Source organism: Catellatospora aurea (assembly GCF_042663325.1).
GTDB lineage: Bacteria > Actinomycetota > Actinomycetes > Mycobacteriales > Micromonosporaceae > Catellatospora > Catellatospora aurea.
Map to the genome: position 1 here is coordinate 91,153 of NZ_JBHTAC010000024.1, position 12,439 is coordinate 103,591.

A 12,439-nucleotide genomic window follows, 5' to 3' on the forward strand; every position below is an offset into this window, starting at 1 on the left:
GGACAGGGCTCACGCCGGATCGGGCACCGGCGGAGGCGTGTTCGACGGCACCGGGCTTGCAGGCGATGGCGACTGCGAGGGCTTCGGCGACGGCGATGAGCTTGCGCTCGGCGAACTGCTCGCCGGCGGCGGCGAGGAGCTCGCCGGCGGCCGCGGCGAAGCCGTCTGCGTCGGCGTGCTTGTTCGCGTCGGAGCGGGCTGGTTCGGGGCCGGGAGCGCGTCGACGACCCGGGTGGCGAAGTCGACCGAGCCCAGGTTGACCGTGGAGATCCGCACCACGTCGCCGGTGGTACGCGCCTGAACGACGCGGCCGTTGCCCAGGTACATCGCCACGTGGTGGATCGTGCGCCAGTCACTGGGATCGGTGGCGTAGAACAGCAGGTCACCGGGCAGCAATGCGTTCTTGCTGACCGTCTTGTGCCGGGTTCCGTAGTACTGGTCCTTGGCGACACGGTTGAGCCGGACGCCGGCCGAAAGGTAAGACGCGAGCATCAGCCCGGAGCAGTCATAGGTGTTCGGGCCCTCATCGCCCCAGCGGTACGGCTTGCCGCGCTGGCTGAGTGCGAACATGACTGCCTCGCGCGCCTTAGGATGGGCGACCAGCCCAGCGTTACTCTGCCCGGCGTCGTAGGAGCCGAGGTTTTCCTGCTCGAGTTCACGCAGCCGGTCGGCTTCGGACTGAAGCTCGGCCAGGCGCCGCTTCAGCTCCAGGAAGGCAACTTCCTTGCGCTTGAACTCCGTCTCCACCGCCGAATACGCCGACGACGCCTGATGTTCGGCGTCGATCGCCGCGGTGAGTACCGTGTACGCCTGGCGTTCGTCCTGCCGGGCACGGGCCAGATCGGCCAGTGCTGCCTCGGTATGCGGGGGCGCGTCAGTGTGCGGGATTAGCTGCTCAAGCTCATCGAGCGAGTTACCCAGCTGCGGTGGTGCCTTCACCGCGCCCTGGTAGGCAGCCACCGCCGCGGCTTCGGCTTCCTGCTTGGCGGTACGCAGGTCGTCGGCAGTCGCTCTCCACGCGAAGTCGGCGAGGGCTTTGGCCACAATGGCGTTGGCGTACGTCTGGTACAGCTCGCTGCGGCGTGCCGCGAGAACCGACAGCTCCAGCTCGGCGGCGCTGTACTGCGCCAACAGCAGCGCCTGGGCGGTAGTGGGCTGGGTGCGTGGCTGGCTCAGCGAGCCCAGTGGCAGCGCCGGCAGCCCTTCGGGCTGAGGACGGGCACCCGGGTCCGGGATCGCTGTGATGTTGGAGCCGACCGGCGGATCCGCAGCGGCAGGGATGGCGATGCCACCTGCGATGAGTGCACTCAGCACGGCGCTGCCCAGCGCAACCTGGCCCTGCCGCCTGTTTCGTCCACTTCGTCGTTTGGACACCGTCGTTCTCACTCTCCCCAGTCCCACCGCTTTCCTACCGGAGTCGAGCGACGGTGTCGACCCGTCAACGACGATGTGCGGCTGTGCATCTCCTGTGAACCATGACGAGTCGACACCCACAACGCCGCCCCGTCGCCGTCAGGCGAAGGCGGCCATATGCGCACCGGCCGCCAAGCCCACCACAGCATCCCGGCCACAGTTGTCCCAGGCTGCCGCAGGCGGCAGACCGTGGTGCGGTCACCGCCTGCGGCATGATTCGTGAGCTACGGAGTCGTGTCGTAGCTGTACCAGGCTGAGGCGTCGAGGACCTGGGACGGGGTCAGCGGCTCGCCCAGCAGCGTCACCATCGTGTCGTCCAGGCCCTGCCCGCTGGGCGGCTGCTCCGCGCCCGCGCCGGGCAGGTAGGTGCGGCCGTCGCGCAGCAGCCACGCCTCCCACAGCCGGTCGACGTTGCAGTGGTTGAGGTAGAACAGCGGGTCGTTGGGCGAGCTGCCCGGACCCATGTCGCCGCCGACCCACACGTGCACCCGGTTGTGCATCTGCGGGCTGCCCGCCTGCCCGATGCGGCGCGGGTCGATCCAGCCCTCCACCCGGTTGCGGAAGCCGTCGGAGCTGACGTCCCACGGCAGGCTGTCGTAGGCCAGGCCCGCCTCCAGGGCCCACTTGGCGTCCTCGGCCGTGGGCAGGCCGGGCACGTCGGTGTCGGTGCCCGCGGCGCGCTGCAGCGGCCGCGGCTCGACCGACCACAGCTGCGTGCCGTACCCGACCAGGCGAACCCGCATCGCGGCCAGCGGGCCGCTGACCACGTCGCCACGCGCGTCGCCGAGCGCCGTCGCGCCCCACAGGGAGCTGGTGTGCTGCTGGTCGAAGGACAGGCCGCCGTCGACGGTCCAGTCCCAGTACGGCAGGCCCGCCTCGGCGTCGCCGGTGATCCGCTGGATCTGCTGCTCCAGGCGCAGCAGGAACATCCGGTGCCAGGGCAGGAAGATCGGGCCACCGTGCGCCAGGTTGCGCATGGGCCGCGACGGGGAGCTGGGCATCTGCATGGCCACGAAGTGCCACAGCACGAACAGGTCCCAGGTGGTCAGTTGCTGGTCCACGCCGTACAGCCGGAAGCCCGGGATGGACGGGGACAGCAGCTGGTTGAGCTGGGAGGTGGTGTAGCCGGACTGCTCGGCGTTGAGCGCGACGACGCCGGCCAGGAACCGGTCGCGGGCCTGCTCGGAGTTCTGGATGTTGGCGCGTACGGCGGTCACCGGTGGCTCCCGTGGTCGTGGGTGTGGTCGTGGCCGTGGTCGTGCTGCTGCGGCATGGAGGCCAGCGTCGGCGCGGACGCCGGGGAGTCGCCGTGCTGGTGCTGGCCGTGGTCGTGCTGACCGCTGGTGTCGGGCACGCAGCAGGACGTGCCGTTGCCGCAGTGGTCGCCGTGCTCGCCGACGCCGCAGCCGAGCTGGTCGACGGCGGGCGGCTCGGTGCCGAAGTAGTCCAGCACCCGCTTGCACATGTCGATCGCTGACGGCAGCGCGTACTGCGGCAGGCCGTGGTAGTGCACCGCGCCGTTGTCGAGCACCTCCAGGCCGCCCTGCAGCGGCTTGCCGTCGATCGTGATCTTGTATGTGGTCTCGATGCGGATCTCGCGCCCCTTGTGGATCGCGGTGCGGACCCCCGTCGACACCCCGTCGACGCCGTGCGCGTGGCCGTGACCGGCCGCAGCTGGATCGGGCAGGCCATAGCCGCCGGCCCGCAGCGCGGCCGTGAAGTCGGCCTGTCCTGGGCCTTCGTCCTTCAAGAAGGTCACTGTTCCTCCACCGTCTCGCCGCGGCGGTGGGCCGCGAGCGAAAGCACTGTGGCACCACGCCGCAGGTGAAACAACGTGACGACGGCATTCCGACACACCTGCCGCTAGCCGACGACCGGAGGTGGCCGGCCCAGCCGCCAAGGGGACAACCGGACGCAAGGACACGTCCTCTGCTACTTGCTGATGGCCAGCTACTCCCGTCACAAACACCCCCCGGAGTGCGGCGGTCAGCATCCCGATACGCCTGTTTCATGCGCATGGAAGCTGTTACGTGTGGGTATACCTGCGGGCGTAGCGACCAAGGGAGAGCAGCACCATGACCAACGTGACCATGCCCATGCTCGAGACCTACCCGCTGGAGATCAACCTTGACCGGCGCCAGCTCGCGTCCGCGATCGACTCGTTGATCTCCTGCAGCGAAGCGTGCACTGCGTGCGCTGACGCCTGCCTGAGTGAGCCGATGATCGCCGAGCTGGCCAAGTGCATCCGCACCAACCTCGACTGCGCCGACATCTGCCAGGCCACGGCTCGGGTGCTGTCGCGGCACACCGGCTACGACGCCAACATCAGCCGCACGTTGCTGGAGGCCTGTGTCATGGCCTGCCGCACCTGCGCCGACGAGTGCGAGCGCCACGCAGACATGCACGAGCACTGCCGGATCTGCGCGCAGGCGTGCCGGGACTGCGAGGCGGCCTGCCAGCAGCTGCTGGCGGCGATGAAGTGAACGATCCTCGGTTCGCTCGCCCGCCGCATCAGGCGGCGGGCGAGCGAACCGCAGGATTGGTGTTGTTGCACAGGAGACGTTGATGAACCGGCACGTCAACGACATGCAGCATCCCCGGTTCGCCCGCTTCTACACGGCGATCAGCAACAGGGCCGAGGCTCACGGTGGGGCTGAGCACCGCGCTCGGCTGCTGGAAGGGCTGGCCGGGACGGTCATTGAGGTCGGTGCGGGCAACGGCCTCAATTTCGCCCACTACCCGCCGGAGGTCACCCGCGTTTTGGCCGTGGAACCGGATGACACTCTTCGCGCACTCGCTCAGCACGCCGCACAACGCGCCCCGGTGCCAGTGGAGGTCGTCGCCGGGCATGCCGATGCGCTGCCTGCGCCTGACAACGCCTTCGATACAGCGGTGGCGTCGCTGGTCCTATGCACCGTGCCCGACCCGGCCCATGCTCTAGCCGAGATCAGACGGGTACTTCACCCGGATGGGCAGCTTCGTTTCTACGAACATGTCCGATCTGACAAGTTCGTCCTGGGACTACTTCAAGACCTGATCGCCCCGGTGTGGGCACGGCTAGCCGGCGGTTGCCGGCCTAACCACGACACCGCCGCGGTCATTGTGGCCAACGGGTTCATCATCAGCAGCTGCACTCGGTTCGGGTTCAGTCCCTGTGTAGGTGTACCCCGGTTCGCCCACATCGCGGGTACCGCTTATCCGACCGCAGGCAGCCGGCAGAGCGCCTAGGCCAAACGGGTCGGCTGCCGCTGTGGTCCGTTCGGCGAAGGCGCAACTTGCACCTGGGTCCAGCGGAAGGCCGCAGCAGCAGGGAGCTGGCGCACCGTGGGTAAAGCCGTCCTAGGACCCTGGCCTGGTTCCTTTTGACGGGCTTTTCGCTGGCCCTACAGCGACTGCGGTCCTCGAGGTCACCGACTTGACGCAGTTAAGGGGTCCACCACTGGGGTCGCTCAGTCTCACGGCGAAGCGCGGAAGCAGATGCTAGGTGTCCTGCCTGCTGAGCATGCTCGCTTAGCGGTCCGCAGCGATGAGGGCGGCGATCACTTTACGTTCAATCAAGTGATCAGGACGGGAGCCCCGCCTCGGCGGTTTTGCTCGGGGGATGGCTCAATCGCGAGCCGCAGGGAATGGTGTCCGCCTGTGGTCCATCTCCCTGAGAACTTTTCGGAACTGGTGGAGCACTAGCGCCTGTTTCATAAGCGGGGTCAGAGCCATTCGTTGATCGCGGCGATGTTGTAGGTGGCCTGGTAGCGGACGGCGAGCTTGTCGTACCTGGTGGCCACGCCGCGGTTGCGTTTGAGCCGGTTGATGCCGCACTCCACGGCGTGGCGCTGCTTGTAGATCTCGGGGTCGAAGGTCGGCGGCCGTCCGCCCTTCGGCCCCTTCTTGCGCCGGTTGGCGGCCTGGTCGGCCTTGACCGGGATCGTCGCCTTGATCCCGCGTCGCCGCAGGTGGGCCCGGTTGGCGGCCGAGCTGTACGCCTTGTCGGCCAGGACCCGGTCCGGTCGGGTCCGTGGACGCCCGCCGCCTGGGCGTGGCACCCGGATACGGGCCAGGACCTTCGTGAACTGCGGGCTGTCGCCGCGCTGCCCACCGGTCACCACCACGGCGAGGGGCTTCTGGCCCTGCTCGCAGGCCAGGTGCAGCTTGGTGGTGAACCCGCCGCGGGACCTGCCGAGGGCGTGGTCGGCGGGTTCTTCCTCGACGCCGCCGGGCGGTTCCTTCTGCTCCTGCGGCCGGGTACGGGCGCCGGCGGCGTGCTGGTGAGCGCGGGCGATCGTGGAGTCGACGCTGACGTCCCAGCCGAACAGCCCGGCCGCGTCGGCGCCGGCTTGCAGGCCGGTGAGGATCTGCTGCCAGACCCCCGCGCGCTGCCAGCGGCGGAACAGCCCGTAGACGGTCTGCCAGGGCCCGTACGCGTCCGGGATGTCGCGCCAGGGGCAGCCGACCCGCACCCGCCACCTGATGCCGTCGATGAGCTGGCGCTTGTCCCACTTCGGCGGACGACCTGGCTTGCTGCCCTTGGGCAGCAGCGGTTGCAGCGCGGCCCACTGCGCGTCGGTCAGGTCGTGCCGCCTCGCCGCCGGTATGGTGGCCACGAGGTCTCCGGTGTCAGTTCTTCTTCGTCGTTGAACGGTCTACCGGAGACCTCGCTGTTTATCTATCAACGACACGCGCGCCAGCAGGGTGAGCGGTTCACGGCCGTGGGCAAGCGCTCCACCGCACTTCTGAAACAGGCGCTAGTCGATAGCGAGCAGGGACGGCGGATCACCAATCCGTTCGACGACGAGGCCGCGGCACGCAGGTCAGCCGAGACCGCCTACACCTACGGGCGGCGGTTCGGTCGCTGGCGCGTCCAACGCGCCAGCGACTACGCGCCGCAGGGAGCCTCCGTAACTGCCACAGGTTGGGAACCGCGGCCGCTGACCGTGGCGGCCTGAGCTCCTCAATCAGCCGACGTTGGCGACACCTGTCGGTTCCGCGGCTGTGGCTGAGCTTACGAAGGCTCCCTGGCTCGGGCTAAGGTTGTTCACCGTAGTCCAGGTATACGGCTGACCTTTTCGTTCTCCAGGTACAGCACATAGTGGATGACCTTGCCAGGTGCCGATCCGGTTTCGTCGTCCACTGGCCCTAGCGGTGCCAACGCGGTCTCTTCGTAGGCGAGCAGGTTTCCGCTGGAGGTGTCGATGACGAGCATGTCGCGCACGGTGTAGGTGACGGGTTTGTGGTCTGGACCCATGCCTTTGACGGTGCTTTCGGTTCCTACGGCGATCCCTGGCCTGCCCTTACGGTCGGTGACCTTGCCCCAGTAGCGCAGACCCGCGGCGGCGAGGACATCCAGCACGGCGGCGCGTTCGGCGTTGCCGAGGTGGTGCTGTCGGTATAGGGCGCCAACGGCCCGGATCAGCTGCCGCGGCGTGCCTCCGGGATGGGAGGCGGCAAGCTGTCCGGCAAGATTTCGGGGGTCCTCGGACGGGTCGGGAATCAGGACCGTGATCCCCGAGTCCGAGCTGCCGTCGGGGATGTCGTGGTAGCCGGTGAATGTGAAGCCAGCCGGCAGTTTGCCGGTGTAGTCGGCTCGGACTCGGTCGGGTTTCTGGCCGGGCAAGGTGGTGGTGCGGGTGTAGGCGTAGCGCTCGGCGTTCCACCAGACCTGCCTGTCTTGCGCCACGAGCAGCTTCGGCGGATGAGGGTCGGTGAGATTGAGCCCCCACTCTTGTAGCCGAACGTAGGTGACCTTCCTGCCCGGCGGCGCCTCCGGGCCGGTGATGTCGCTCATCAGTTGTCGCAGCATGCCGGCGGCATCTTCGTCGATGTCTTCGCGGGGCAGCTCGGCCGGTGTGTACGCGACGAGTCTGATGCCGGGCCGCGCCGAGGCACTAGGCCCTGCCGCCGTGGGTGAGGTCAGACCGGATGGCCCCGGGTCGCCGGGTCGCGCGTTCGGCATGATCACCGCCCCGCCGCCCAGCCATAGGAGAACTGCGACGATGATGCTTCCGCCTGCCAGAGCTTGAGGTCGCCGCGACCGGACTGGCCCGCGAGGACGATGCACGTTCGGACGCAGCCGTGGCAGCCTCCAGCGGGTGGCACGGCGGGCGTCCTCGGGTGTGCGCAACATTGGCGGCAGGGTCCAGTTCCGCAGCGGATCGGCCGCGCGCAGCAGCCGGACGACGTCGTCGTCGTGGCGGTCGGGTCCGGTAGGCGTCATGACTGATCTCCTCCGAGGATGAACCGCTGCGGGTCCTGGCCGATGCGGGCTGCGATCTGGTCGCGGGCGCGCTTGAGGCGTTGGGCAACGTTGCCCGGGGTTAGCTTCACTTTCGGGTACAGGGGCTGTAGTGCTGCGCCGACTTCGGCGTGGGTCAGGCCTTGGTTGTAGACGAGATTGAGGATCTGGCCGTCGACCTCGTCGCCGGCCGCCTCCATGAGCACGCGCCATACGTCGCTGTCCACGACCGATTCCTCTGCGGAGGGCGTCGGCCGCTCGGGAATCTGGCCCATGGGTGCGCGGCGATCTCGGTGGCGCGCCTCGGCCCGCCGCACCCGCTTCACCTCGTTCGCGGCGACCCCCAGCAGCCACCTGAGTGCGTCGTCGCCGTCGGGGACCTGCTCACGCTTTTTCCACGACACCTCGCGGACGCCTTGCACGACCTCTTCGAACAGGTGCCGCAGTGAGGGCTCGAGCACGCTGAGGGCGAACTTGGCGATCTGGCCGTCGCTTGCCTCGCACAGCTTGGCGTGCCAGTCCGTGTCGCGAGGGGTGCCGCTTTTCAATGACGTACTCCGTTCGTCCCTGCCCGGTGCCCGTTACTCCGGGCACCAGCTTTAGCCGCACCGTCGCTTGTAGACGCCCACGGAAGGCCGCGGTTATGACACTGTCGCGACCGCGAATTCGTCAAAGTCACCCACCCGACACAACGCATCGATGCTTGACTTATCCCTGCGTGCAACATGGCAGGTCATGGTCATTACATTCATTCATGTAAGTTTCTTAACATCGCGGATCGGCCGAGCGGCAGGCTCCCTACGATCGGTTCATCGGTCGCACTGTGCGACGACGTCCACACTCAGAGCTGATGTTGACGGGGACTCGGCCAACCCACGCACAGCGCTCACGATCGTCTCGCACCACGCTGGCACACACCCCGTGGAGGCTCCGTGAAACCCATCCCGCACCGCATCGCCCGCGCGCTGGCCATCGCCGCCGCAACGGCGGCGCTGTCCGTCCCGCCGACAGCCGCCCTCGCAGCGGCACCCGAACCGACCCTGCAGCATCAGATCGACGGCTACCTCGCCGCACATCCTGGCGGCACGCAGATCAACGCCACCGAGATCAGCTACAGCCAGGGCAAGTTCGTCGTCACGTTCGGCACGCGGCCCAACCGCGCCGCCGCAGCCGCCGGGCCGGTCGCCGACTGCCCGTCGGGATGGTTCTGCTTCTGGGACCAGCCTGACTACGCCGGCCTGCGCGGCAGGCTGTCCAGCTGCGGCTGGCAGGACCTCGCCACATGGGACTGGAACGATCGCACCATGTCCGCCTACTACGCCATGGGCAGCGGCTCCGCGCAGTTCCTCAACCACGCCGCCGGCACCAGCGCCCACACCCGCGACACCGTGCTGTTCACCATTTCCACCAGCAAGCGCGGACTGCGCCTGGTCCCCTCGCCGGGCATGGCCGATCACGTCAACCGCATCTGTTGAACCATCCACCCTCGCGGGCGGACATTCTGGTGACCGCCCGGGTGTCCGCCCACACCCCAACCTGACCGTCACTGCACGCAGTCAACGCACCACAGCCCGCGAGCGCTACAGAAGGTGGCCTGTGAGCTGCGCAAACATGGCGCGCCGAAACATGACACGATCTGCGGAACAAAACAGTCCACTAGACGTCACAACCGACGAATTCCGTCGACCGTGGCTCCCCACCCGCCCTAGATGGATCTTGACGATGGGCGCGACGTGAACACATTCACCACCATCACCGCCATCCGGACACCGCGCACACCCCCGCAACGAGCCGATCTTGGACACCTGACGCACCATCAGTGCGTTTGACACCCGCGCAGGAATTGACCGCGTCACACCGTGGGTGCACGATCGGCGGTTGGAGCCCCGCAGGTTCCAGGTATAGCGACGGCGCCCGAGTTGGACCCTCAGACGCCGTCTAAGCCACTATCCGCTGCCGCAGACAGGAGGCTCATGCCGACCGTAACCCCTGACGAGCCGCAAATCTATGGAACAGGTGGGCCATATCGGCCCAACCGCCGCCTGAGCACCTATCAGGTAATGGTCGCGGCACTGTCCACCGCCGCCGCCTACGGCGCCTGGTGGTATACCGACGGCGATGCGCTCATCACCGCATACGTCCTCGCAACCGCTCCCCTGATCCTCAAGAAGTGGACCCGGCCGTAGCGAATCAATGTGCTGGTGGTGTCCGGAGAACGACTGGACGCCACCAGCGCCACAGGCCAAATGCAGGCTCCGTCCACCGGCCGCTCCTGTACCAGCAGGCGCCGACCTGCGACCACTAACTACATCCCGAATACCATTGTGCGATGACCCACTCGGCAATGATCAACATCATGAACGCCGTTAAGCCAGGCGCCACCGCAAAGGCCAGCGCCCCACCAAGCCTCACCCGTGGTCAACCGGCACTTGGTGAAGGCACTTCAATCGTCGTCATGGACAATTAACCGGTGCTCCCACACCTTCTTCCCGGCGCAGACCGTCGCACGGCACTTCGCGTATTCACCGAGATCCACATCTCCGCCTCCAACCTGCGCGGCAACGGTGGCAACGGCAACCTCCTCGGCCGCTACCTCGACTGGTCGGACAACTCCGCCGCCCAGCTTCGTGGGCAAGTTCCCCGCGGCGAGATCGATCGCCTGATCTTCACCGACCGGCACCGTCTGCTGTGGGCTTCACACGCAGCAAGGTCCGCCGCAGACAATGGCGTCACCTTCGAACTCGACGAACGCATCGCCGCACTCGAAGCCGCGAAGAATGCCATCGCTGATCGGATACGCAGCTGGGAACGCGTCGACGTGTTCCTCGCCCTGGACACGACATTCTTCCTGAACCACGACAAGCCGCTACGCGAAACGAACTTCCACGACCTGCTCGACGACAATCGCGAAAACATCCAGATCCTCGTGCCGCTTGCCGTGATCGACGAACTCGACCGGCTCAAGGAAGGCGCGGAGCGCTACCGGGCCCGAGCCCGCTACTCGATCGCGGTTCTCGATGATCTACTGAGAGACCCCGACCGACCCGGCCTGCTGCTACCCGAGAACGGCACACCGACGACCAGCCGTCGCGAGACCCGGGTCGAGGTCATCCTGGACCGCCCCGGCCACATCCGGCTCGCCGACACAGACGACGAGATCGTCGACCGCGTCGCCGCCATCGAGTCCTTCGCGGGCAGGCCGATCATGCTTATCACCTTCGACACCGGCATGGCGTTACGAGCACGTGCTGCTGGGCTCACCGTCGCAAAGTTCAAGAAGGACCCGGGTCCCGAACAGAAGCCCCGCCGCGAGGACAAGTTCCACGGCCCATCAACATTCACGATCTGGCGCAGCCGCTCCCGGTGGGATTCCTGACCGATCAGGTTCCAAAGCAATCTTGCGTCTGACTCCTCAAAGTCTCGGGCATTGGGCGAACGACTGGTGATCAACTTCTATTGGACTTCTCCTCGTCCACCGCGACAATCGCGCAAGCGCAGCCCGCACCGTACGCATCCAGAGCCACGGCCGCATCCAGCAAGCGGCTTCGACGCGCGTCGTGCGCTTGGCTGTCCTCTGGCTCCATAACCGCTACGTGCGGATCCCCAAGCCGATCTTTGAAATCGTCAGGGCTTACCTTGAGCACTTTGACCATCGCGTCGACCATCCGGCCATGTGACACCTTCAGATAGTCGTTGATACCGACCACCTCATGACCTTGTAGCACCTTCACCGCCGTACCGCGTACCTGAACAGGCGCCAGACGCTGGTCAGGGTCGGCGGTAAGCCAGTCGCTACTGGGATAACGGTCATCGTCCGACCACGCAGTCAACGGAGGGACCTTCAGATCAGCTGCGAGCATGCTCGCGATCCGAGAGGTGGCCCAAGCGTAGTCCAGCGAAGCCTGGGCGTAGAGGCTCGTCATGTTCCAGTGATGTGTGATCCAGATGCTGTGCCACCGATGGCCGCGAGCGCCCACTTCGCCATAGGCGCCGGCAGCCTTCCCTTCGAGCATGGAAGTGAGGCTGTCCATTCTCGTGACACCGGCACCAGCTGCTGTCACGTCAGCGGCCAGATGGCGGCACAGGGTGTGCACGACCTCAAGCGAACGCATGGTCACTTCATCCACAGCTTGGAATCGCTCGCGTGGACCCTGCCACACGCGCCAGAACGGGTTGTCGATGGACACCGGGAATTGAAGCACTTCGTACTCCTGTCTCAGATGTTGTCCATCTTGTAGCCAGACACGGGCTGCCGGAAGCAGACACGGCCGCTCGCTCCTCTCACTCACGGGCCAGCGACTTGATCGAGCCACACTTGAGTAGTCGGGCCACGGCCTTCAAGGCGGCCCGTCGGCCACACCGTCTGCCATACGCAGCCTCCCCACCTCACCCCACCTCGACTGATCGGCGAGGTCAGCCGGAAGCCGTCATGAACACGCATCGGCAGATCGGCCCGCGCCTGGCGTCGCGTTGGGTGCTGTTGGGTGCTGTTGGGTGACCGTCGCTAGCCCAACACCGCAATCAACAACCCAAGGCGACCCTTTAAGGGCATGACCCGTAGCGATCTCAAGCAACATCCTGCACTCCGCTGGTCACGCAAAGGCAGCCAACGATCGGCAGACAGCTCTCCTGTGAACCGATCGCGCCCGCGTGGAGTCAACCATGACGTTTGATCCAGACCAGTTGATCTCCCGGACACCCAAGACGTGGGCCAGCTACCTACGCGACTGGGACCGATCCCTGCGTGTCAACGGCCATCGTGAGGTCGCCACTGGTGGCCAGCGAATGTCGCCACCTGTG

General features: G+C 66.7%; 14 protein-coding genes. 7 read left to right on the forward strand and 7 right to left on the reverse strand.

What is annotated here, in order from left to right:
• Window positions 1–9: 9 nt before the first annotated feature.
• The 3 genes from ACFQO7_RS22710 to ACFQO7_RS22720 form a co-directional block, all read right to left on the reverse strand.
• Window positions 10–1,386, reverse strand: a complete 1,377-nt coding sequence (locus tag ACFQO7_RS22710) for a C40 family peptidase (protein WP_376808236.1) — start codon at window positions 1,384–1,386, stop codon at window positions 10–12.
• Window positions 1,387–1,637: 251 nt separating this feature from the next.
• Window positions 1,638–2,630 carry a tyrosinase family protein gene (locus tag ACFQO7_RS22715; protein ID WP_376808237.1) on the reverse strand — a complete coding sequence of 331 codons (993 nt, stop codon included), beginning with the start codon at window positions 2,628–2,630 and terminating at the stop codon, window positions 1,638–1,640.
• Entirely contained in the window at window positions 2,627–3,172 is a 546-nt protein-coding gene (locus ACFQO7_RS22720) for a hypothetical protein (protein WP_376808238.1), read from the reverse strand. The genes ACFQO7_RS22715 and ACFQO7_RS22720 overlap by 4 nt, the downstream gene beginning before the upstream one ends.
• Window positions 3,173–3,488: 316 nt before the next feature.
• Here ACFQO7_RS22720 and ACFQO7_RS22725 point away from each other — a divergent pair, with 316 nt between their 5' ends.
• Window positions 3,489–3,896 carry a four-helix bundle copper-binding protein gene (locus ACFQO7_RS22725; RefSeq protein ID WP_376808239.1) on the forward strand — a complete coding sequence of 136 codons (408 nt, stop codon included), beginning with the start codon at window positions 3,489–3,491 and terminating at the stop codon, window positions 3,894–3,896.
• Between the two features lie 82 nt (window positions 3,897–3,978).
• Window positions 3,979–4,641 (forward strand): class I SAM-dependent methyltransferase, encoded by a 663-nt coding sequence (locus ACFQO7_RS22730; protein ID WP_376808240.1) that lies wholly within the window; start codon window positions 3,979–3,981, stop codon window positions 4,639–4,641.
• A 476-nt stretch (window positions 4,642–5,117) separates the two neighbouring features.
• Here ACFQO7_RS22730 and ACFQO7_RS22735 read toward each other — a convergent pair whose 3' ends face one another.
• The gene (locus ACFQO7_RS22735; protein ID WP_376808241.1) at window positions 5,118–6,011 is read right to left on the reverse strand and encodes an IS5 family transposase; all 894 of its coding nucleotides are present in this window, start codon (window positions 6,009–6,011) and stop codon (window positions 5,118–5,120) included.
• Window positions 6,012–6,041: 30 nt separating this feature from the next.
• Here ACFQO7_RS22735 and ACFQO7_RS22740 point away from each other — a divergent pair, with 30 nt between their 5' ends.
• Entirely contained in the window at window positions 6,042–6,353 is a 312-nt protein-coding gene (locus ACFQO7_RS22740; protein ID WP_376808242.1) for a hypothetical protein, read from the forward strand.
• An 89-nt stretch (window positions 6,354–6,442) separates the two neighbouring features.
• On the opposite strand, the gene ACFQO7_RS22745 is transcribed toward ACFQO7_RS22740, so the two are convergent.
• Together ACFQO7_RS22745 and ACFQO7_RS22750 are read right to left on the reverse strand one after the other, a co-directional pair.
• On the reverse strand, window positions 6,443–7,621 hold the full coding sequence (locus ACFQO7_RS22745; protein ID WP_376808243.1) for a hypothetical protein: 1,179 nt from the start codon (window positions 7,619–7,621) through the stop codon (window positions 6,443–6,445).
• Window positions 7,618–8,187: an RNA polymerase sigma factor gene (locus ACFQO7_RS22750; protein ID WP_376808244.1), complete on the reverse strand. Its 570-nt coding sequence runs from the start codon at window positions 8,185–8,187 to the stop codon at window positions 7,618–7,620. Before ACFQO7_RS22750 ends, ACFQO7_RS22745 begins: the two co-directional genes overlap by 4 nt.
• A 384-nt stretch (window positions 8,188–8,571) precedes the next feature.
• Here ACFQO7_RS22750 and ACFQO7_RS22755 point away from each other — a divergent pair, with 384 nt between their 5' ends.
• From ACFQO7_RS22755 to ACFQO7_RS22770, 4 genes are all read left to right on the forward strand, one after another.
• A complete protein-coding gene (locus ACFQO7_RS22755) occupies window positions 8,572–9,114 on the forward strand; it encodes a peptidase inhibitor family I36 protein (RefSeq protein ID WP_376808245.1) in 543 nt (180 codons plus the stop codon).
• 498 nt (window positions 9,115–9,612) lie between these two features.
• Window positions 9,613–9,825, forward strand: coding sequence for a hypothetical protein (locus ACFQO7_RS22760; protein WP_376808246.1), 213 nt, complete (start codon window positions 9,613–9,615; stop codon window positions 9,823–9,825).
• A 143-nt stretch (window positions 9,826–9,968) separates the two neighbouring features.
• Entirely contained in the window at window positions 9,969–10,106 is a 138-nt protein-coding gene (locus tag ACFQO7_RS22765) for a hypothetical protein (RefSeq protein ID WP_376808247.1), read from the forward strand.
• Window positions 10,107–10,109: 3 nt separating this feature from the next.
• Entirely contained in the window at window positions 10,110–11,015 is a 906-nt protein-coding gene (locus ACFQO7_RS22770; protein WP_376808248.1) for a PIN domain-containing protein, read from the forward strand.
• 70 nt (window positions 11,016–11,085) lie between these two features.
• Here ACFQO7_RS22770 and ACFQO7_RS22775 read toward each other — a convergent pair whose 3' ends face one another.
• A complete protein-coding gene (locus ACFQO7_RS22775; protein WP_376808249.1) occupies window positions 11,086–11,841 on the reverse strand; it encodes a hypothetical protein in 756 nt (251 codons plus the stop codon).
• Window positions 11,842–12,439 lie beyond the last annotated feature (598 nt).

Excerpts from the sequence above, each read along its gene's own strand:
- ACFQO7_RS22765 (WP_376808247.1), top strand. The coding sequence starts at position 9,969 with ATGACCCACTCGGCAATGATCAACATCATGAACGCCGTTAAGCCAGGC.
- ACFQO7_RS22745 (WP_376808243.1), bottom strand. The coding sequence starts at position 7,621 with ATGACGCCTACCGGACCCGACCGCCACGACGACGACGTCGTCCGGCTG.
- ACFQO7_RS22760 (WP_376808246.1), top strand. The coding sequence starts at position 9,613 with ATGCCGACCGTAACCCCTGACGAGCCGCAAATCTATGGAACAGGTGGG.
- ACFQO7_RS22730 (WP_376808240.1), top strand. The coding sequence starts at position 3,979 with ATGAACCGGCACGTCAACGACATGCAGCATCCCCGGTTCGCCCGCTTC.
- ACFQO7_RS22725 (WP_376808239.1), top strand. The coding sequence starts at position 3,489 with ATGACCAACGTGACCATGCCCATGCTCGAGACCTACCCGCTGGAGATC.